Origin of the sequence: Mycolicibacterium wolinskyi, from assembly GCF_002101965.1 — a bacterium.
GTDB lineage: Bacteria > Actinomycetota > Actinomycetes > Mycobacteriales > Mycobacteriaceae > Mycobacterium > Mycobacterium wolinskyi.
In genome coordinates this window covers 93463-115333 of the sequence record NZ_LQQA01000017.1, presented here as the reverse complement: position 1 = coordinate 115333, position 21871 = coordinate 93463, and the positions used below count along the sequence as shown (strand labels likewise).

The 21871-nt window shown below is 67.7% G+C and carries 16 protein-coding genes; 14 read left to right on the top strand and 2 right to left on the bottom strand.

Annotated features, from left to right (window positions below; translation table 11 throughout):
• The first annotated feature begins 49 nt into the window (after window positions 1-49).
• The 4 genes from AWC31_RS18970 to AWC31_RS18955 all read left to right on the top strand — a co-directional run bounded on the left by AWC31_RS18970 (window position 50) and on the right by AWC31_RS18955 (window position 3882).
• Window positions 50-1057, top strand: a complete 1008-nt coding sequence (locus AWC31_RS18970) for a VWA domain-containing protein (protein WP_067845337.1) — start codon at window positions 50-52, stop codon at window positions 1055-1057.
• A 154-nt stretch (window positions 1058-1211) separates the two neighbouring features.
• A complete protein-coding gene (gene fabG1 / locus AWC31_RS18965; RefSeq protein WP_275082528.1) occupies window positions 1212-2006 on the top strand; it encodes a 3-oxoacyl-ACP reductase FabG1 in 795 nt (264 codons plus the stop codon).
• 19 nt (window positions 2007-2025) lie between these two features.
• Window positions 2026-2835, top strand: a complete 810-nt coding sequence (gene inhA / locus AWC31_RS18960) for an NADH-dependent enoyl-ACP reductase InhA (protein WP_085145631.1) — start codon at window positions 2026-2028, stop codon at window positions 2833-2835.
• Between the two features lie 18 nt (window positions 2836-2853).
• A complete protein-coding gene (locus AWC31_RS18955) occupies window positions 2854-3882 on the top strand; it encodes a ferrochelatase (protein ID WP_085145630.1) in 1029 nt (342 codons plus the stop codon).
• Between the two features lie 9 nt (window positions 3883-3891).
• Here the strand turns inward: AWC31_RS18955 and AWC31_RS18950 are convergent, their stop codons facing one another.
• Window positions 3892-4749, bottom strand: coding sequence for an Rv1486c family protein (locus tag AWC31_RS18950; RefSeq protein WP_085145629.1), 858 nt, complete (start codon window positions 4747-4749; stop codon window positions 3892-3894).
• 57 nt (window positions 4750-4806) lie between these two features.
• On the opposite strand from AWC31_RS18950, the gene AWC31_RS18945 reads away from it, so the two are divergent.
• Genes AWC31_RS18945 through AWC31_RS18935 form a run of 3 tightly spaced genes read left to right on the top strand, consistent with a single transcriptional unit; the run spans window position 4807 to window position 6838 of the window.
• On the top strand, window positions 4807-5241 hold the full coding sequence (locus AWC31_RS18945; RefSeq protein WP_067845342.1) for an NfeD family protein: 435 nt from the start codon (window positions 4807-4809) through the stop codon (window positions 5239-5241).
• An 18-nt stretch (window positions 5242-5259) separates the two neighbouring features.
• Window positions 5260-6450: an SPFH domain-containing protein gene (locus tag AWC31_RS18940; RefSeq protein ID WP_067845343.1), complete on the top strand. Its 1191-nt coding sequence runs from the start codon at window positions 5260-5262 to the stop codon at window positions 6448-6450.
• A 37-nt stretch (window positions 6451-6487) separates the two neighbouring features.
• Window positions 6488-6838: a DoxX family protein gene (locus tag AWC31_RS18935; RefSeq protein WP_085145628.1), complete on the top strand. Its 351-nt coding sequence runs from the start codon at window positions 6488-6490 to the stop codon at window positions 6836-6838.
• A 1-nt stretch (window position 6839) separates the two neighbouring features.
• Here the strand turns inward: AWC31_RS18935 and AWC31_RS18930 are convergent, their stop codons facing one another.
• Window positions 6840-7583 carry a TVP38/TMEM64 family protein gene (locus tag AWC31_RS18930; RefSeq protein WP_085145627.1) on the bottom strand — a complete coding sequence of 248 codons (744 nt, stop codon included), beginning with the start codon at window positions 7581-7583 and terminating at the stop codon, window positions 6840-6842.
• Window positions 7584-7721: 138 nt separating this feature from the next.
• On the opposite strand from AWC31_RS18930, the gene mutA reads away from it, so the two are divergent.
• From mutA to pks2, 7 genes are all read left to right on the top strand, one after another.
• Window positions 7722-9584 carry a methylmalonyl-CoA mutase small subunit gene (gene mutA / locus AWC31_RS18925; protein ID WP_207626384.1) on the top strand — a complete coding sequence of 621 codons (1863 nt, stop codon included), beginning with the start codon at window positions 7722-7724 and terminating at the stop codon, window positions 9582-9584.
• 1 nt (window position 9585) lies between these two features.
• Complete coding sequence (gene scpA, locus AWC31_RS18920) at window positions 9586-11841, top strand: methylmalonyl-CoA mutase (RefSeq protein ID WP_085145626.1); 2256 nt, start codon at window positions 9586-9588, stop codon at window positions 11839-11841.
• Window positions 11842-11845: 4 nt separating this feature from the next.
• Entirely contained in the window at window positions 11846-12817 is a 972-nt protein-coding gene (gene meaB / locus AWC31_RS18915; RefSeq protein ID WP_085145625.1) for a methylmalonyl Co-A mutase-associated GTPase MeaB, read from the top strand.
• A 69-nt stretch (window positions 12818-12886) separates the two neighbouring features.
• Window positions 12887-13234, top strand: coding sequence for a DUF4333 domain-containing protein (locus AWC31_RS18910; protein ID WP_085145624.1), 348 nt, complete (start codon window positions 12887-12889; stop codon window positions 13232-13234).
• A gap of 74 nt (window positions 13235-13308) precedes the next feature.
• On the top strand, window positions 13309-14574 hold the full coding sequence (gene lipL / locus AWC31_RS18905; protein WP_085145623.1) for an esterase/beta-lactamase LipL: 1266 nt from the start codon (window positions 13309-13311) through the stop codon (window positions 14572-14574).
• Between the two features lie 146 nt (window positions 14575-14720).
• Entirely contained in the window at window positions 14721-14987 is a 267-nt protein-coding gene (locus AWC31_RS37185; protein ID WP_133060185.1) for a hypothetical protein, read from the top strand.
• Between the two features lie 550 nt (window positions 14988-15537).
• Window positions 15538-21816 (top strand): sulfolipid-1 biosynthesis phthioceranic/hydroxyphthioceranic acid synthase, encoded by a 6279-nt coding sequence (pks2, locus tag AWC31_RS18900; RefSeq protein WP_085145622.1) that lies wholly within the window; start codon window positions 15538-15540, stop codon window positions 21814-21816.
• Window positions 21817-21871 lie beyond the last annotated feature (55 nt).

Sequence of the window (21871 nt, the reverse complement as noted above, 5' to 3'; positions counted from 1 at the left end):
GCCGGTCCGTCCGGTGTCGAGGACACGAAACTGAAATGGCAAGTAGCACATGACTTTACCGTTACTCGGTCCGATGAGCCTGTCGGGCTTCGCGCACGCATGGTGGTTCCTGTTCCTCATCGTGGTCGCGGGCCTCGTCGCGCTCTACATCGCCGTGCAGCGTGCGCGCAAGCAGCGCATCCTGCGGTTCGCCAACATGGAGCTGTTGGAGAGCGTGGCGCCCAAGCAGCCGACCCGCTGGCGCCATGTGCCCGCGATCCTGCTGGTGTCGTCGCTCGTCCTGTTCACGATCGCGATGGCCGGTCCCACCAACGACGTCCGGATTCCGCGCAACCGTGCCGTGGTGATGCTGGTGATCGACGTGTCGCAGTCGATGCGCGCGACCGACGTCTCACCCAGCCGCCTGGTCGCCGCGCAGGAGGCCGCCAAGCAGTTCGCCGATCAGCTGACCCCGGGCATCAACCTCGGACTCATCGCCTACGCCGGCACCGCGACCGTGCTCGTGCAGCCGACGACCAACCGCGAGGCCACCAAGAACGGGCTCGACAAGCTGCAGCTGGCCGACCGCACGGCCACCGGTGAGGGCATCTTCACCGCGTTGCAGGCGATCGCGACCGTCGGTGCGGTGATCGGCGGCGGCGACGAACCGCCGCCGGCCCGGATCGTGCTCATGTCGGACGGCAAGGAAACGGTGCCGTCCAACCCGGACAACCCGAAGGGCGCGTTCACCGCCGCCCGGACCGCCCATGACCAGGGTGTGCCGATCTCGACCGTGTCGTTCGGCACCCCGTACGGCTACGTCGAGATCAACGACCAGCGCCAGCCGGTGCCGGTCGACGACGACATGCTCAAGAAGATCGCGCAGCTGTCGGGTGGTGACGCGTTCACCGCGTCGAGCCTCGAACAGCTCAAGGCCGTGTTCACGTCGTTGCAGCAGCAGATCGGCTACGAAACCATCAAGGGTGACGCCAGTGTGGGCTGGCTGCGCCTGGGTGCGCTGGTGCTCGCGTTGGCCGGCGTCGCGGCGTTGCTGATCAACCGCCGGTTGCCCGGATAGGTGGCAGCCGACCGAGTGTGCGCAGGCGGTGGGTCTCCGGCGTAGATCCTGCCACTACGTCACACTCGACGCCGTAACCGCACGGTCGAGCTACGCCGAGCGCGCCCCGGTGTCGATTTCGGGGAACCGCAGGCCGCACGTTAAGTTGACGGTGATGACTGCGGACGCGAGGAGCAGAGAAATTACCGTGACCGACAATCCAGCCGAGACTGCGGGCGAATCCGCCGCGGGCCGTCCCGCTTTCGTATCACGATCCGTGCTGGTCACCGGTGGAAACCGGGGTATCGGCCTGGCGATCGCGCAGCGGCTGGCCGCCGACGGCCACAAGGTGGCCGTGACGCACCGCGGATCCGGGGCACCCGAGGGGTTGTTCGGCGTCGTGTGTGACGTCACCGACAACGAGGCCGTCGACCGTGCGTTCAAGGAGGTCGAAGAGCACCAGGGTCCGGTCGAGGTGTTGGTGTCCAACGCAGGCATCTCCAAAGACGCATTCCTCATGCGGATGACCGAGGACCGGTTCACCGACGTCATCGACGCCAACCTCACCGGAGCGTTCCGGGTGGCCCAGCGCGCGTCGCGCAGCATGCAGCGCAAGCGCTTCGGCCGGATCATCTTCATCGGTTCGGTGTCGGGCATGTGGGGCATCGGCAACCAGGCCAACTATGCGGCGGCGAAGGCAGGCCTGATCGGCATGGCCCGCTCGATCTCGCGCGAACTGTCCAAGGCGGGGGTCACCGCCAACGTCGTGGCACCGGGCTACATCGACACCGAAATGACCCGCGCGCTCGACGAGCGGATCCAGGCGGGCGCCCTGGAGTTCATCCCGGCCAAGCGGGTGGGCACTGCCGAGGAGGTCGCGGGCGCGGTCAGCTTCCTCGCGTCGGAGGACGCGAGCTACATCGCCGGCGCGGTCATCCCGGTCGACGGCGGCATGGGCATGGGCCACTAAGAGAGAGAAGGACTTTCACATGGCAGGCTTTCTAGAAGGCAAGCGCATCCTTGTCACGGGGATCATCACCGATTCCTCGATCGCGTTCCACATCGCCAAGGTCGCGCAGGAGGCCGGCGCCGAACTGGTGCTGACCGGCTTCGACCGGATGAAGCTCATCCAGCGCATCGCCGACCGGCTGCCCGAGAAGGCCCCGCTGCTGGAGCTCGACGTGCAGAACGAGGAGCACCTGGCGACGCTGGCCGACCGCATCACCGAGGTGATCGGCGAGGGCAACAAGATCGACGGCGTCGTGCACTCGATCGGCTTCATGCCGCAGACCGGCATGGGCGTCAACCCGTTCTTCGACGCGCCCTATGAGGACGTCGCCAAGGGCATCCACATCTCGGCGTATTCGTACGCCTCGCTGGCCAAGGCCGTGCTGCCGATCATGAACCCGGGCGGCGGCATCGTCGGCATGGACTTCGACCCGACGCGCGCGATGCCTGCCTACAACTGGATGACGGTGGCCAAGAGCGCCCTCGAATCGGTCAACCGGTTCGTCGCACGTGAGGCGGGCAAGGTCGGCGTTCGGTCGAATCTCGTTGCGGCCGGGCCGATCCGGACGCTGGCGATGAGCGCGATCGTGGGCGGTGCGCTCGGTGACGAGGCCGGGGCGCAGATGCAGCTGCTCGAGGAGGGCTGGGATCAGCGTGCCCCGCTCGGCTGGAACATGAAGGACCCGACGCCGGTCGCCAAGACCGTGTGCGCCCTGCTGTCCGACTGGCTGCCCGCCACGACCGGCACGGTCATCTACGCCGACGGCGGCGCCAGCACGCAGCTGCTCTAGGGCGACAGGCGACAAGGAATGGACTGCTCCACCTTTGATGCCGTTCTGCTGTTGTCCTTCGGCGGTCCGGAGGGCCCCGAGCAGGTGATGCCGTTCCTCGAGAACGTCACGCGCGGCCGGGGCATCTCGACGGAACGACTTGCCGAGGTGGCCGAACACTATCTGCACTTCGGCGGGGTTTCCCCGATCAACGGCATCAACCGCGCGCTGATCGAGCAACTGCGCCTGCAGGTTCCCGACCTGCCCGTCTACTTCGGCAACCGCAACTGGGACCCGTATGTCGAGGACACCGTTGCGGCCATGCGGGACAACGGAATCCGGCGGGCGGCCGTTTTCACCACATCGGCCTGGGGCGGCTACTCGAGCTGCAAGCAGTACGTCGAGGACATCGCAAGGGCCCGCGCAGCGGTCGGCGACGGCGCCCCCGAACTGGTCAAGCTGAGGCAGTACTTCGACCACCCGCTCCTGGTGGAGATGTTCGCCGACGCGATCGGCGCCGCCGCGCGGTCACTGCCGGACGATCTGCGCGACGAGGCCCGGTTGGTGTTCACCGCGCACTCGATCCCGATCGCCGCCGACGAGCGGCACGGCCCGCGGCTGTACAGCCGGCAGGTGGGCTATGCCACCCGGTTGGTGGCGGCCGCGGCGGGCTTCGAGGAGTACGACCAGGTGTGGCAGTCCCGATCGGGCCCGCCGATCATCCCATGGCTGGAGCCCGACGTCGCCGATCACCTGAGCGCGTTGGGCGAGCGGGGGACCCGGGCGGTCATCGTGTGCCCGATCGGCTTTGTCGCCGACCATATCGAGGTGGTGTGGGACCTCGACTACGAACTGCGGTTGCAGGCCGAAGCGGCGGGTATCGCATTCGTGCGGGCCGCCACTCCGAACGCCGATCCGCGGTTCGCCCGGTTGGCGGCTGGACTCATCGACGAACTCCGCAGCGGTGCCGAGCCGCAGCGGGTAGTTGACCCAAACCCGGTGCCGGGCTACGGATTCAGTGTGAACGGGGCGCCTTGCGCGCCGCAGTGCTGCGGCGGTCCGGCCTAGCTCGGCGCCCTAGTCGCGCCAGGCCGACCGCAGTATCGCGTTGAGGGCGGCCAGCCGTGCCGAGCGCACCACAAGTGCCAGCGGCCGCAACGCGTCGCCGGCGATCTGCACCTCCGACGAGCTCTGCAGCCCGATCGGCATCAACCCCGAGCTCACCGCGATGATCGCGTCGACGTGCGCCGCGGTCTCCAGCACGCGGACCGCCCGCGTGGGTGCGTGGTCCGGGATGCGGTGCAGGCGGTTGGCCTCCAGGATCTGCTCGACCATCCCGCGTGGATCCTCGACGTCGATTCCGACGCCCGCGCGTAGTGCACCGAGGGTTTCGGCAGCCGAGCGGACGGCCGCGCGCAACTCGTACTCGGCCTCGCCGAGGTCGAAGTACTCCGCGACGGGCATCGTCGGAACGGAATACACCGTCCACGACAGCGCCCGCGGTTCGGGTTCGAACGCCGACGCCATCTCCACGTCGTCGAGTTCGAAATACTCGAATTCCGGTACGAGCCCGACCCCGTCGAGTTCGTCGTGGGTCACCATCACGGCTTCCCCGACCGCGAGTGCGTCCCGCTGGAACTGCGTACCCGCGGGCAGGCCGCGCACGTCGCCGGGAACCGGCTGGGCAACCGTGATCGCGGGCATCGACGTGCCGCCGCCCACGGCGGTGCGCAGCGTCTGCAGCAGCGACACCGAACCGGAGTCCTCCAGTTCGGGCCACGGCAAACCCGTGCGGGCGGCCGCACCGGAATCGTAGGCGGTCACAGAATGCGTTGGCGCCCATTGCGATAACGCATCCAGAACATCGTCAGGCGCGGCGGCACCCGCGAGCCAGGCGTTGACCCACATCGACAGCGTTGCACTTGGACACCACATGATGCTCGCAGTGTAATTGTCGGCCGCCGATCAGGCCGGATTCGCTAGGGTGGGCGCATGCCCGTTCCGCTGATCTGGCTCATCCTGGCGCTGGTGCTCGCCGGGGCTGAAGCGCTGACCGGCGACATGTTCCTGCTGATGCTGGCGGGCGGCGCATTGGCGGCGACCGGTTCGAGCTGGCTTCTGGATTGGCCGATCTGGGCGGACGGCCTGGTGTTCCTGGTGGTTTCGGTGTTGCTGCTGGTGCTGGTCCGTCCGGCGCTGCGGCGGCGGTTCGAGGCAGGTAAGGGGCTGCCGGAGCCGGTGAAAGCACTTGAGGGCAAATCCGCTCTGGTGCTCGATCGGGTTGCGCAGCACGAGGGTCAGGTCAAGCTCGACGGTGAGATCTGGACCGCCCGGCCGCTCAACGACCACGATGTGTACGAACCGGGTGACCAGGTGACGGTGGTCCGGATCGACGGCGCGACCGCGGTTGTCTTCAAGACGCTTTGACCTCAGGAGGGAATCCCCATGGAAGGTGCAGTAGCGGGCCTGGTCTTGCTGATCGTGCTCGTGGTGTTCGCGATCATCATCGTGGCCAAGTCGGTCGCGCTCATTCCCCAGGCCGAGGCGGCGGTGATCGAGCGACTGGGCCGGTACAGCAAAACCGTGTCGGGCCAGTTGACGCTGCTCGTGCCGTTCATCGACAAGATCAGGGCCCGGGTGGACCTGCGTGAGCGCGTGGTGTCGTTCCCGCCGCAACCGGTGATCACCGAGGACAACCTGACGGTCAACATCGACACGGTCGTCTACTTCCAGGTGACCAATCCGCAAGCGGCCGTGTACCAGATCAGCAACTACATCGTGGGCGTCGAGCAGCTCACCACCACCACACTGCGCAACGTGGTCGGCGGTATGACGCTCGAGCAGACCCTGACGTCGCGCGACCAGATCAACGGCCAGCTGCGCGGTGTGCTCGACGAGGCGACCGGGCGATGGGGTCTGCGGGTTGCTCGCGTGGAACTGCGGGCCATCGATCCGCCGCCGTCGATCCAGGAATCGATGGAGAAGCAGATGAAGGCCGACCGCGAGAAGCGCGCGATGATCCTGACCGCGGAAGGTGTGCGCGAGTCGTCGATCAAGCAGGCCGAGGGCCAGAAGCAGTCGCAGATCCTCGCCGCGGAAGGTGCCAAGCAGGCCGCGATTCTCGCCGCCGAGGCCGACCGCCAGTCGCGCATGTTGCGGGCGCAGGGCGAGCGCGCTGCCCAATATCTGCAGGCGCAGGGCCAGGCCAAGGCCATCGAGAAGACGTTCGCGGCCATCAAGGCCGGCCGGCCCACCCCGGAGATGCTGGCCTACCAGTACCTTCAGACGCTTCCGCAGATGGCCAAGGGCGAGGCCAACAAAGTGTGGCTGGTGCCAAGCGATTTCGGAGCTGCGCTGCAGGGGTTCACCAAGCTGCTGGGCGCGCCCGGCGAGGACGGCGTGTTCCGCTACACGCCGTCGCCGGTGGACGAGGATCTGCCCAAGCCGGAGGACGACAGCGACGAGGTCGCCGACTGGTTCTCCACGGACACCGATCCGGAGATCGCACAGGCGGTCGCCAAGGCGGAGGCCGAAGCGCGCAAACCCACTCCGCCGCTCGGTTCGGCACCGGTTAATCCGTCGCTGGGGGTTCCGCCTTCGCCGGAATTGCCCGGCGGTGCACACCGGGCGGAGTAGGAGTTGACGCGCGGCGCCGTCTGGTTAGCGTGAAACCATGGCTGTCCCCAAGACATATGCTGCGCTGGCCGCGATCCAGGCGGGTGATGCCGCCGCGTGCGCGTTCAAGGCGCCGCCCATCGTCAAGGCCTTCGACGATCTCGGTGTGCCGCCGCGGATCCGGTGGATTTTTCCCGTGATCAAGTCGGCATCGGCGGTGGGTCTGTTGGCCGCCGGGCGCTACCCGGCGCTCGGCCGGCTGACCACGGCGCTGCTGACCGTGTACTTCGTACTCGCCGTGGGAGCCCACATCCGGGCTCATGACAAACCCGTGAACGCGATACCGGCAGCCGGCTTCCTCGCGACCTATGCGGTGCTGACCGCCAAGGGCACCGGCCGGGCCACCTGAATCAGCTGGAGAAGGCCTCTTCGGCCGGAGCGTCGGCCGCCCGGTTCTTGCGCTGCTCGCGCCGGTGACTGCGGATCTCGAAGACCAAACCGGCCACCCCGAGCGCCGCGGTGCACAGCGACACCACGAACAGCATCGGGCTGACATTGCCGGTCAACGCGTCACCCAGGATGACGACGGCGGCCGTGCCGGGCAACAGGCCCACCACCGTGGCGAGGGTGTACGGCAGCACGCGCACCGCCGACGCGCCCGCCGCGTAGTTCAGCACCGAGAACGGCACGGCGGGGATCATCCGCGTCGACAGGACCACCGGCCAGCCACGCTGGCGCAGCCGCGCATCGAGTGACTCCACCCGCGGATGCGATACGAGCCGATTGAGCTGCAGCCCGGCGGCCCGGATCAACAGCAGCGCCAATACCGCGCTGACGGTGCTCGCGACCACCGCGAGCGCGACGCCGGTGGCCGGCCCGAACAGCAGCCCCGCTGCCAGTGTGAAAGCCGTGCGGGGAAACGGGAACACGGTCACCACGATGTGCGCGCCGAGGAACGCGAGCGGGAACCACGGACCGACCGACGTGGACCAGTCCCGCAGCTGCATGGCGGTCGGCAGCGGCACGAGCAGCGCGACTGCGACGAGAATCACAATGCCCGCAAGGAGCGCCAAGATACGCCGCGTCGAGAGCTGCGAAGCCGTCGTGATTACCGCAGCGCGCACGGTACGCAGGGTGCTGACTACGGCTTTCACGCCTACCAAGACTACGGGTCGCGGGCAGGCGCCCCCATCGCGCAGCGCCGTGAGTCCGCTGACCGGCGGTCAGAGCGGTGACGGCGATCATTTAGCCTGAGGGGCAAGTGGGTAGGTCACACGCTGCGACAACAGGAGATGCGGGTGTCTTTACAGGGGTCAAGCGCGATCGAAGCGGATCGCGACCAGTGGCGCACGGCGGTCGCCGGTGTGCTCGCTAAGAGCAGTCGGCGCGAGCCGGCGGACTTGGGGCCGGAGCCCGAACGGCTGCTCGATTCCCCGACCTACGAGGGCTTCGCGATCCGGCCGCTGTACACGAGCCTCGACGAGCATGCCGAGCCCGCGCTGCCCGGCCAATGGCCGTTCATCCGCGGCGGTGACGCACTGCGTGATGTGAAGTCGGGTTGGAAGGTCGTCGAGGGATTCCCGGCCGTCCCCGGCACCGGCGTGGACACCGTCAACGGCGCGGTGCTCGTGGCACTCACCGAGGGGGCGAGCGCGCTCGCCCTGCGGATCGGCGGGGACGACGGCATCGCGCCCGCCGAACTCGACCGCCTCCTCGACGGTGTGTTCCTCGACCTCGTGCCGGTGATCTTCGAGGCCACCGATGAAGACCTGGCCGCGACCGCCGACGCGGTGCTGTCGCTCGTGGCCGGTCTCGACGACGACCAGCGCTCGAGATTGTCGATCGACCTGGGTGCCGACCCGCTGACGGCTCCGCTGTCCGGCCGGCCCGCGGCCGACGACGCCGACGTGCTGGGCACCGCCGCGAAACTCACCGGCTACAGGGGTGGGGTGCGTGCCGTGACAGTCGACGGCCCCGCGTTCCACAACCTCGGCGCCAGCGCCGCGTGGGAACTCGCCGGCTCGGTCGCCGCCGCGGTGGAATACCTGCGACTCCTGACCGACGGCGGGTTGACCACTCCGGATGCGTTGCGGCAGATCAGTTTCCGCTATGCCGCTGACGACGACCAGTTCATGACGATCGCCAAGCTGCGCGTCGCGCGACAGCTGTGGGCGCGGGTCGCCGAGGTGCTGGGTGCCGCCGATGCCGGGGCCGCCCGGGTCCATGCGGTGACCTCGCTGCCGATGATGACACAGCGTGACCCCTGGGTGAACATGCTGCGCACCACGCTGGCGGCGTTCTCGGCGGGGGTCGGGGGAGCCGACACCGTGCAGGTGCATCCGTTCGACGCGGCGATTCCGGGTGGCCTGGACGGGACGTCGACGAGTTTCGCCCGGCGCATCGCCCGCAACACCCAGTTGCTGCTGCTGGAGGAGTCACACATCGGCCAGGTGCTCGACCCGGCGGGTGGCTCGTGGTTCGTCGAGGATCTCACTGCGCAACTGGCCCGGGAGGCGTGGACGCATTTCCAGGACATCGAGGCGCGCGGCGGGTTCGTGGCGGCGCGCGACCACGTAGCGGCCCAGATCGCCGAGATCGCGGCACGGCGCAGCGCCGACATCGCGCACCGCCGTACCGCGATCACCGGTGTCAACGAGTTCCCGAACCTCGCGGAAAAGCCGCTGGCTCAAAGTGATTCAGCTTCTTCGATCGCCCGGTACGCGGCGGGCTTCGAGGCGCTGCGAGACCGCTCCGACGCATTCCTGGCCAAAACCGGGGCGCGGCCACAGGTGCTGTTGCTGCCGCTCGGTCCGCTGGCCGAACACAACATTCGCACCACGTTCGCGTCGAACCTGTTGGCCTCGGGCGGTATCGAAGCGGTCAACCCCGGCACCGTCGACGCGGCCGGAATCGCGGCCGCGGTCGCGGACGCGGGTGCGCCGTCGGTCGCCGTGCTCTGCGGAACCGACACCCGCTACGGCACCGATGCCTCGGCGGTGGTCGCGGCGGCGCGCGCCGCAGGCGTCCGCGAGGTTCTGCTCGCGGGCCCGGAGAAGGCGGTCGCCGAATCCGATGCCAAACCCGACGGATACCTGACCGCCAAAATCGATGCGGTCGAAGCGTTGTCGAACCTGCTCACCGGACTGGGGGCCTGACATGACCGCAACCACGGGATCTGAGATCCGCAGCTTCGCCGACGTACCCCTCGACGGAGACAGCGCGGGTGCGCCCGCGACGCCGGACGCGGTCGACGCGCAGGTGGCCGCGGCGGCCGCCGCGCACGGGTACGCCGCCGAGCAGTTGACGTGGGCCACGCCGGAAGGCATCGACGTCAAGCCGGTGTATGTCGCGGCGGACCGGGACGCCGTCGTCGCGGCGGGCTACCCGCTCGACAGCTTTCCGGGTGCACCGCCGTTCGTCCGCGGGCCCTATCCGACGATGTATGTCAACCAGCCGTGGACCATCCGGCAGTACGCCGGTTTCTCCACCGCGGCGGAGTCCAACGCGTTCTACCGTCGCAACCTCGCCGCGGGACAGAAGGGCCTGTCGGTCGCCTTCGACCTGGCCACCCACCGGGGTTATGACTCCGACCATCCCCGGGTGCAGGGTGACGTCGGAATGGCAGGCGTCGCAATCGATTCCATCCTCGACATGCGTCAGCTCTTCGACGGCATCGACCTGTCGACGGTGTCGGTGTCGATGACCATGAACGGTGCGGTGCTGCCGATTCTGGCGCTGTACGTCGTGGCTGCCGAAGAGCAGGGCGTGCCACCCGAGAAGCTCGCCGGGACCATCCAGAACGACATCCTCAAAGAGTTCATGGTCCGCAACACCTACATCTATCCGCCCCAGGCGTCGATGCGGATCATCTCCGACATCTTCGGCTACACCAGCGCCAGGATGCCGAAGTTCAACTCGATCTCGATTTCCGGCTATCACATCCAAGAGGCCGGGGCCACAGCGGATTTGGAGCTCGCCTACACGCTGGCCGACGGTGTCGAGTACATCAAGGCGGGGCTGGACGCCGGCCTCGACATCGACAAGTTCGCACCGCGACTGTCGTTCTTCTGGGGCATCGGCATGAACTTCTTCATGGAGGTGGCCAAGCTGCGCGCGGGCCGGCTGCTGTGGAGCGAGCTGGTGGCCCAGTTCGACCCGAAGAGCGACAAATCGCTGTCGTTGCGCACCCACTCGCAGACCTCGGGGTGGTCGTTGACGGCCCAGGACGTGTTCAACAACGTCGCCCGCACGTGCATCGAGGCGATGGCCGCCACCCAAGGCCACACCCAGTCGCTGCACACCAACGCCCTCGACGAGGCGCTCGCGTTGCCGACCGATTTCTCAGCCCGCATCGCCCGCAACACCCAGCTGCTGCTGCAGCAGGAATCGGGCACGACCCGACCGATCGATCCGTGGGGCGGCTCGTACTACGTCGAGTGGTTGACGCACCAGCTCGCCGAGCGGGCCCGCGCCCACATCAAGGAGGTCGCCGAGCACGGCGGCATGGCTCAGGCGATCAGCGACGGCATCCCGAAGCTGCGTATCGAGGAGGCCGCCGCCCGCACCCAGGCCCGCATCGACTCCGGTGCCCAGCCGGTGATCGGTGTGAACAAGTATCAGGTTGACGAGGACCAGGAGATCGAGGTCCTCAAGGTCGAGAACAGTCGGGTGCGCGCCGAACAGCTCGCCAAATTGCAGCAGCTGCGCGCCGATCGGGACGAAGCGGCGACGCAGGCCGCGCTCGCCGAGCTGAGTCGGGCCGCCGCGGCCACCGGGATTGCCGGCGAGGACGGATTGGGCAACAACCTGTTGGCGCTCGCCATCGACGCGGCACGGGCCAAGGCGACGGTCGGGGAGATCTCGGACGCGCTGGAGAAGGTGTACGGACGCCACCAGGCGGAGATCCGTACGATCTCGGGGGTCTACCGTGACGAAATCGGGAAGGGCAACAACATCGCAAGCGCGACCGAGCTCGTCGAGAAGTTCGCCGAGGCCGATGGCCGCCGGCCACGAATCCTGGTGGCCAAGATGGGCCAGGACGGGCATGACCGCGGTCAGAAGGTGATCGCGACGGCGTTCGCCGACATCGGCTTCGACGTCGACGTCGGCTCGCTGTTCTCCACCCCGGACGAGGTGGCGCGTCAGGCGGCCGACAACGACGTGCACGTGGTGGGCGTCTCGTCACTCGCCGCCGGACACCTCACGCTGGTACCGGCGCTGCGTGACGCGCTCGCCGAGGTGGGCCGGCCCGACATCATGATCGTCGTCGGCGGCGTGATCCCGCCCGGTGACTTCGACGAGCTGTACGAGGCAGGCGCGACCGCGATCTTCCCGCCCGGCACCGTGATCGCCGATGCGGCGATCGGCCTGCTGCGCAAGTTGGCCGAGCGGCTCGGCTACCAGTTGAGCTAGGGGTATGCCTACCGTCCCCGAACTCGCCGACGCCATCCGTGCGGGTGACCGCGCCGCCCTGGCGCGGGCCATCACGCTCGTCGAATCCACTCGGGTCGACCATCGTGACCAAGCCCAACAGCTTTTGCTGCAGTTGACGGCCGATGCGGGCAAGGCACTGCACGTCGGAATCACCGGGGTGCCCGGCGTCGGTAAGTCGACGACCATCGAAGCGCTCGGCATGTATCTGATCGAGGCCGGGCATCGCGTGGCCGTCCTGGCCGTCGATCCGTCGTCGACCCGCACGGGCGGGTCGATTCTGGGAGACAAGACGCGCATGGCGCGGCTGGCGGTGCACCCCGACGCCTATATCCGCCCCTCACCCACGTCGGGCACGCTCGGCGGGGTCGCCAAGGCGACCCGCGAGACGATCGTGTTGCTCGAGGCGGCCGGCTACGACGTCATCCTGGTCGAGACGGTCGGCGTCGGACAGTCGGAAGTCACGGTGTCGAACATGGTCGACACCTTCGTCTTCCTCACGTTGGCCCGCACCGGAGATCAACTCCAGGGCATCAAGAAGGGCGTGCTGGAACTGGCCGACATCATCGTGGTGAACAAGGCCGACGGTGAGCACGCCATCGAGGCCAAGGGCGCCGCGCGCGAACTCACCGCGGCGATCAGGCTCATCTATCCACGCGAAACACTATGGCGACCACCGGTTCTCACCATGAGTGCGGTCGAGGGCACCGGATTGCCAGAGCTGTGGGACACGGTGCTCAAACACCGTCGGGTGCTCACCGAAGCCGGAGAATTCGACGCTCGCCGCCGTGCGCAGCAGGTCGACTGGACGTGGACGATGGTGCGCGACACCGTTCTGGACCGGTTGATGTCGCACCCCGAGGTCCGCAGTATCCGGGCCGAGGTGGAACGCCGCGTGCGCGAGGGTGAACTCACCCCGGCGCTGGCCGCACAGCAGATTCTGGACGCGGCGAACTGACGAACGCAGGTCTCGACCGCCTACGCTGATCGCAGCGACTGCGCCGAGCGAAAGGCTGGACCAACCCGAATGACGAAGTCGAGATCCCGCTTGCTCATCGTCACCGCGGCAATCGCCGCCGCGGCACTGACCGGCTGCGGCGGTGCGGCGCAGGTCGACAGCCGGCCGACGGTCGCCAAAACGAAACTGCAGTCCCTGGCGAAAGCCGAGCTGGAGGCCGCCGCAGGCAAGAAGGCCAAGTCGGTCGAATGTGAGGACGGCATCGCAGGCGTTGTCGGCACGACCCAGCGCTGCGTGCTGACGGCGAAAGACGGCACCAAGATCGGGCTCACGGCGACGGTCAAGGGCGTGGAAGGCGAGGGCAAGGATGCCAACGTCAACGTCGACTTCAAGGTCGACGACAAGCCGATCGGATGACGCCGTGGCCTAGCGCTTTTAACGGATAGGTAACGCATGGAGAATTTGCCGGGGGTCCAGGTAAATTCAATAGTGTGACCGATCACAATCGGGGGCGCGGCGTGGCACTCCCAGCGGGCGTCGAGGGCGCGGCGGACCGCAGTTTCGCGTGCACCGTCCGCGGATTCGCCCAGTTGTTCCCAGGCCGCCGGTTCGGCGGCGGTGCGTTGGCGATCTATCTCGATGGTGAGCCGGTCCTCGATGTGTGGACGGGTTACTCCGACCGCGCCGGAACACTGCGGTGGACAGCCGACACCGGGGCCATGGTTTTCTCGGCGACCAAGGGTATGGCCTCCACGGTGATACACCGGCTCGTCGATCGCGGGTTGATCGAATACGACACCCCGGTATGTGCGTACTGGCCGGAATTCGCGGCGAACGGCAAGGCCGACATCACGGTGCGGGAGGTCATGCGCCACCGGGCCGGGCTGTCGCAGCTCAACGGTGTGACCAAGGCCGATCTGCTGGACCACCGGACGATGGAAGCGCGCATCGCTGCCACGCCCGTCAATCGCCTGCTATACGGAAAGTCCGCCTATCACGCCCTGACCTACGGGTGGCTGATGTCCGGGCTGGCTCGTGCGGTGACCGGTCAGGACATGCGGGCGCTGTTCCGGACCGAGCTCGCCGAGCCGCTGCGCACCGACGGTCTGCACCTCGGCCGGCCACCGGTCGGTGCGCCGACCCGGGCCGCTCAGATCCTCGCGCCGCAGCGCACCTGGCCCAACCAGGTTTTCGATTTCATCGCGCCGAGGGTCGCCGCGTTGGAGTTCTCCGGGTTTTTCGGGTCGACGTATTTTCCCGGCGTGATGTCGCTGGTGCAGGGGGACACCCCGTTTCTCGACGCCGAGATTCCAGCGGCCAACGGGGTGGCGACCGCTCGTGGTTTGGCCAAGATGTACGGGGCGATCGCCAACCGCGGACGGTTCGGTGGCGCCGAGTATCTCTCGCAGCGCACCGTCGCCGGGCTCACCGGCCGGCCCAGCTTGCGTCCGGATCGAAACCTTGGGGTGCCCTTGGCTTTTCATCTCGGGTACCACTCTGTGCCGTTCAGTGTGATGCCGGGATTCGGTCACGTCGGGCTCGGCGGCTCGGTCGGCTGGGCGGACCCGGCCAGCGGGCTTGCGATCGGCTACGTCCACAACCGCCTGCTGACGCCGATGGTGCTGGACATGGCCGCGTTCGTCGGCCTCAACGCCTTGATCCGAAACGATGTGGCGCGCGCACGCAAGCGGGGATACCTTCCCGTTCCCGAACTCGGCGCGCCCCCGTACGAAGTACCCAGGCCCGCCGCGGGCTGACGCGCGGCAGCGCGTCCAACGGACCGCCCTGCGCTCTCCAGCGAACTAACCCCATGGCCGTCAGCCACCTGATGGGCGGCGTCCCGGCTAGTTAGTGTCCCAAACTAGTGATCTGAGTCACAGCCATTCCCAATTTTGGGAATGGCATGTCGAACGCGGGAGAACTGTCCTTCGTTAACGTGATCCAATTTGCCGTTGGCGTAAATTGTGACGCGCACCACCGTTTCCGTGCGGCCCGAATGTCGCTCGGGATGGCCGGAACCCCCATGGTCGTGACCGTCATCGGCATGGGGTCAACCATTGCGCTCACGATGATTTGTGATGCATCACACCTGTTCAAACCCCTGACTCTCACTGACGCCGTATTAGCTGCAATTGCGGCCCGTTTACCTTTCACAAAAGTAAAGAAATAATGGACAACGGATATAAATGACGATTACTCGACGGGATCCGATGTTTGCGCCGCCTTTGTCAGCTAACTATCTGTGTGAAGGCTATGGATATTCCGAATGATGCCGCGAAATGGTGGTGCGACCTGCTAAGAATGGACGTCATGACAGCATGTATTGTCAGAATTGACGTCGGCTCGCCATGGCCCTAGACATGGTATGCGGGCCTTCCTGCGCTGATGGATCAACGCTACAGTGCTGGGCTACAACGATTTTCGCCCTGGGGGAGACGAGACAGAACGCGTCGTGTGCGGGTGGGGGGTCAACTGGCATACCCGACGGTGTCCGGAAGATGAGCGTGTAGGGGGCGCCTGATCGTCACTTTTGCGATCAGATGTTTCCAACATCGTGGCTGAGCGAAGCGTTACGCTACGCACGCGAGTTGGCAACAACTCCTGACTGGATACGGGCATCCGGTAGCGTGCGTCGATGCAGACGTAGCGAACATTTTTCCGCGTTTTATGTTGTCCATCGATGCTTTGCCCATCGATCACATCGAAAGAGGTGAGCCGACTTGGCCGATACTTCTGTCACCCCGATTGCCGTGATCGGTATGGCCTGTCGGCTGCCGGGTGGGATCGAGTCCCCCGATCAGCTGTGGGAGGCGCTGCTGCGGGGTGAGGACCTCGTCACCGAGGTTCCGTCCGACCGCTGGGACGTCGAGGAGTATTACGACCCCGAACCAGGGGTCGCCGGCCGCTCGGTCTCCAAATGCGGTGCGTTCCTGGACGACGTCGGCGGGTTCGACGCCGACTTCTTCGGCATCAGTGAACGCGAAGCCATCGCCATCGACCCGCAGCACCGGGTGCTGTTGGAGACCGCATGGGAGGCCGTCGAACGGGCCGGGTTCGATCCCGCGTCGCTGGCCGGTTCCAAAACCGGCGTGTTCGCCGGTGTGACGCACAATGACTACGCCTACCTCGCGGCCGACACCGGCTCGCTCGAGGGGCCGTACGGCTTCACCGGCACGAGTTTCTCGCTGGCGTCAGGCCGGATCTCCTATGCGCTCGGTGCGCACGGGCCTGCGGTGAGCGTCGACACCGCGTGTTCATCGGGGCTCACGGCCGTGCACCTGGCCTGTCACAGCCTCCTCGACGGGGAAAGTGACCTCGCCCTGGCCGGCGGCGTGTCGGTGTTGCTTGAGCCGCGTAAGGCGGCGTCCGGTTCAGCGGCGGGGATGCTGTCCCCGAGCGGGCGCTGCCGTGCCTTCGACGTCGGCGCCGACGGATTCGTCTCCGCCGAGGGCTCGGTGGTCGTGGTGCTCAAGCGACTGGCCGACGCACAGCGCGACGGCGACCGCGTGCTCGCCGTGATCCGCGGGGTCGCGAGCAATCAGGACGGCCACACGGTCAACATCGCAACCCCCTCGCGCGATGCGCAGGAGTCGGTCTACCGGGCGGCGCTCGACGTCGCGGGTGTCGACGCGGCGACGATCGGCATGGTCGAGGCTCACGGCACCGGAACCCCCGTCGGCGACCCGCTCGAATACGCCAGTGTCGCGGCGGTGTACGGAACGGCCGGTCCGTGTGCGCTGACCTCGATCAAGACGAACTTCGGGCACCTGCAATCCGCGGCGGGCACGCTCGGTTTGATGAAGGCCGTGCTGGCCGTACAGCACGGCGTCGTTCCGCAGAATCTGCACTTCACCGCGCTGCCCGACGAGATGGCCGCAGTGCAGACACAGCTGTTCGTGCCACAGGAGGCGACGACGTGGCCGACCAACGGCGGTCGGCCACGCCGCGCAGCGGTGTCGTCCTACGGTCTGTCCGGTACGAACGTGCACGCCATCGTCGAGCAGGCGCCCGAGGGTTCCGCGGACGACACCGCTCCCGCGCCGCAGGCACCGGCCGCGCCGATGGTCTTCCCGATCTCGGCGAGCTCGCAGGAGGAACTGCGCCGGACCGCAAGGCAGCTCGCCGAATGGGTGACGGCCAAGCGCGTCGGTACGGCCGACGGGCCCGCGTTGTCAGATTTGGGATACACCCTGTCGCGCAGGCGGGGCCACCGCACGGTCCGAGCGATGCTCACCGCGACCGACGCGAATGAGCTGGTGGCCGCACTCAACGAGGTCGCAGACGGCGACACCGTCAGCGAACCGGCGGTCGGCCAGGGCGACCGGGGGCCGGTCTGGGTCTTCTCCGGCCAGGGTTCGCAATGGGCCGCGATGGGCAGCGAGCTGCTCGCCAAAGAGCCGGTGTTCGCGGCAACGGTCGCGCAGCTGGAGCCGTTGATCGAAGCCGAGTCCGGGTTCTCGGTCACCGAAGCGATGTCGGCCGCCGAGACGGTCACACGAATCGACCGCATCCAGCCCACCATCTTCGCCGTGCAGGTCGCCCTCGCGATGACCATGAAGTCGTACGGTGTCGTGCCGGGCGCGGTCATCGGCCACTCGATGGGCGAGGTCGCGGCTGCCGTGGTGTCCGGTGCACTCTCCCTCGCCGACGGCGTGCGCGTCATCTGCCGTCGCTCCAAGCTGATGCTGCGGCTCGCCGGTGGCGGAGCCATGGCGTCCGTCGAACTTCCTGCCGCGCAAGTGCTTTCGGAACTCGCGGCGCGCGGCATCTCGGACGTCTCCCTGGCGGTGGTCGCCTCTCCGCAGTCGACCGTGCTGGGTGGCGACGCGGAGTCCATCCGCAACCTGGTCGCCTCGTGGGACGAACGCGGTGTCATGGCACGCGAGATCGCGGTCGACGTGGCATCGCACTCGGCGCAGGTCGATCCGATCCTCGACGAATTGGGTGAACAACTCGAAGAGCTCACGCCGAGCGCGCCGACGGTGCCGTATTACTCGGCGACGTCCTACGATCCGCGCGACGTGGTCGAACTCGACAGCTGGTATTGGGCCGACAACCTGCGCCACACGGTGCGATTCGCGGCAGCGGTCCAGGCTGCACTCGAGGACGGTCACCGAGTCTTCGCCGAACTGTCGCCGCATCCGCTGCTCAACCACGCCGTCGACCAGACGGCCCGCAGTCTCGACATTCCGCTCACGGTGCTGGCCGCGATGCGGCGCGAGCAGGAGCTTCCGTTCGGGCTGCGCGGCCTGCTGGCGGACCTGCACTGCGCGGGCGCCGCGGTCGACTTCTCGGTGCTGTATCCCGATGGCCAGGTGACCGACGCGCCGCTGCCGACCTGGACCCATCGCCAGTTGCTGCTCGACCGCGACGGCCATGAGAGCGGTCGAGGGGCCGCCAGCGTCGTGGTTCACCCCTTGCTCGGCTCGCACGTCGTGCTGCCCGAAGAGCCCGAACGCCACGTGTGGCAGGGCGAGGTCGGCATCGACGCGCAGCCATGGCTGGCCGATCACCAGGTGCACAACGTCGCGGTGCTGCCCGGCGCGGCGTACTGCGAGATGGCCCTGGCTGCCGCGCATACCGTGCTCGGTGACGCCGGCGAAGTCCACGACATCACGTTCGAGGAGATGCTGCTGCTCGACGAGGAGACACCCGTGTCCGCGGCGGCCACGGTGATCTCCGAAGGCGTTGTCGACTTCGCCGTGCAGACCTACCGCTCCGGTGAGCTGACCCAGCGGGCCACCGCAACGCTGCATGCGGGTGCCGCGGGCGAAGACGCCCCGGTCCGCGACATCGATGCGCTTCGCGACGCGCATCCCGAACGGGTCGAAGGTGAGGATCTGCGTTCGGCGTTCCAAGCCGCAGGCGTCCATCACGGTGCGGCGTTCGCCGGGCTCGCGGCCGCCCATACCGGCGACGGTGGCACCGTCCTCGCCGAGGTCGCGCTTCCCGGCCCGCTGCGCTCGCAGCAGGGCGGCTACGGCGCCCACCCGGCCGTGCTGGACGCGTGCTTCCAGGCCGTGGTGGCCGATGCCGGCGTGCAGGCCGTGGCCAACGGCAGCCTGCTGCTGCCGCTCGGCGTGCGCCGGTTGCGGTTGCACAACACGACCCGCCACGCGGCGTTCTGTCTGGTGCGCGTCACCGGCACCGACGCGTCCGGCGTCGAGGCGGACCTCGAGGTGCTGGACGAGAACGGCACGGTCCTCGTCGAGGTCGAGGGTCTGCGGCTCGGCACCGGCATGTCGGAGAGCGGCCGCGCCGACCAGGTGCTCAACGAACGGTTGCTGACCATCGACTGGCTGCAGCGTGATCTGAAGGAACCCGAGCACGACCAGCCGGGCGTCTGGTTGGTGATCGACCGGGGTGCCGATCGGGATGCCTTGAGCGCCAACCTCGTCGCGGCCCTGAAGACAAAAGGCGCCGATTGCACCGTGGTGCCCTGGGCAGACGCGGACAAGCAGGCGATCGCGAGCCAGATCGCCGCGCTGCGCGACGAAGCGCTCACCGGTGTCGTGATCGTCGCGGGCCCGGCATCGGCCGAGGTCGACTGGCAGACCTGCCGGCGGGGCGAGCAGTCCGTGCACGATCTGGTGCACATCGCTCAGGCGCTCGTCGACGCGCACGGCGAATTGCCTCGGATGGTCGTGCTGACCCGCAATGCGCAGCAGGTGACGGACGGCGACGTCCTCAACATGGAGCAGGCGGCATTGCGCGGCCTCATGCGAGTCATCGCGATGGAGTATCCGCACAGTCGGGTCACCCAGGTCGACATCGATTCCGAAACCGATGTCGAGTTGGTGGCCAAGCAGGTGCTCAGTGACTCCGCGGAAGACGAAACCGCTTGGCGCCGAGGCAAATCGTATGTGGCGCGGCTGTGCCCGGCGCCACTGCAGGCCGACGAGCGGCTGGGCAAGGTGATCGAAAACGACCGCGAGGGCACGCGCCTGCAGGTACGGAATCCGGGTGACCTGGAATCCCTGGAACTCGTGTCCTTCGATCGGGAAGCACCGGGCCCCGGACAGATCGAGGTTGCGGTCAGCACGTCCAGCATCAACTTCGCCGACGTCCTCGTCGCATTCGGGCAGTGCCCGAGCTTCGAGGGCCGGCTGCCGGAGCTCGGAACGGATTTCGCGGGCGTGGTGACCGCCGTCGGACCGGGCGTGACGCGACACAAGGTCGGCGACCGCGTCGGCGGCGTGTCCGGCAACGGTTGCTGGGGCACGTTCGTCACGTGCGACGCCGACCTGGCCGTCACCCTTCCCGAGGGTATGTCCGAGGCGCAGGCGGCGGCGGTGGCCACGGCCGCGGCGACCGCGTGGTACAGCCTGCACGACCTGGCCCGGATCACGGCAGGCGACAAGGTGCTGATCCACTCGGGCACCGGTGGCGTTGGCCAGGCCGCGATCGCGATCGCCAAGGCCGCAGGCGCCGAGATCTACGCCACCGCAGGCAGCGACCAGCGGCGGCAGCTGTTGCGCGACTGGGGAATCGAGCACGTCTACGATTCGCGTTCGGTGTCGTTCGCCGAGGAGATCCGCCGGGACACCGACGGGTACGGCGTCGACATCGTGCTCAACTCGGTCGTGGGCCCGCTGCAACGCGCCGGCATCGAATTGCTGGCGTTCAACGGGCGATTCGTCGAGATCGGCAAGCGCGACATCTACGGCGACACCAGGGTCGGGCTGTTCCCGTTCCGGCGCAACCTGACCTTCTACGCGGTGGACCTGGCGTTGATGTCGGTGACGCATCCCGGGATCATGCGGTCACTGTTGGAAAAGGTCTTCCAGCTGACCGCCGACGGGTACCTGCCGATGCCGCGCAGCACGCACTACCCGCTGGCCGATGCGGCCACCGCGATCCGGGCGATGGGCGGCGCGCAACACACCGGCAAGCTCCTGCTGGACGTGCCACGTACCGGTCAGAGCACGGTCGTCGTTGCGCCCCAAGATGTTCCGGTGTTCCGGGAGGACGGCTCCTACATCCTCACCGGTGGTCTCGGCGGTCTTGGCCTGTTCCTCGCCGAGAAGATGGCCGCCGCGGGCTGCGGCCGGATCGTGCTCAGCTCCCGCAGCCGGCCGAGCGCGCAGGCGCTCGAGATCATCGAGTTGATCCGTGCCGCGGGTGGCGACATCGTGGTCGAGTCGGGTGACATCGCCGAGGACGGAACAGCCGAGCGGCTGGTCGAGGCCGCGACTGCCACCGGGCTGCCGCTGCGCGGTGTCGTGCACGCTGCTGCCGTCGTCGAGGACGCCACGTTGACGAACATCACCGACGACATCATCCAAAGGGACTGGGCGCCAAAGGTCTACGGCGCCTGGAACCTGCACGAAGCTACGGCGTCGCTACCGCTCGACTGGTTCTGCGTGTTCTCGTCTGCCGCGCCGCTGGTCGGTTCGCCGGGGCAGGGTGCGTACGCCGCGGCCAACAGCTGGCTGGATGCGTTCACCTTCTGGCGGCGGTCGCAGGGGCTGCCCGCCACGACGATCGCGTGGGGCGCCTGGGCCGAGATCGGCCGGGGTGTCGCGATGGCGGCGGGGGACAACTCGATCGCACCCGACGAAGGCGCCTACGCCTTCGAGTCCCTGCTGCGATATGAGCGTGCATACACCGGATACGCACCGATCATGGGCGCGCCGTGGCTGGTGGCGTTCGCCGAACGGACCCCGTTCGCCGAGATGTTCAAGTCGGCCGCGCAAAGTGGGCCGCAGGGATCGAAGTTGCGGGCCGAACTGAACACCCTGCCTGCCGAGGAGTGGCCGACACACCTGCGTCGGATCATCTCCGAGCAGGTGAGCCTGCTGCTTCGCCGTGCGGTCGATCCGGACCGTCCGCTGCCGGAGTACGGACTGGATTCGTTGGGCAACCTCGAACTGCGTACCCGGATCGAGGCGGAGACCGGTGTGCGCATCAACTCGATGGACATCACGACCATCCGGGGCCTCGCCGATCACCTGTGTGAGCGGCTGGCCGGCCAGGAACCTGCCACGGCGGCTTCGTGATCGCCCTCGGCAGTGGGGAATTGGTGAACATTGAGCGGGGGCCGGACATCGGGAG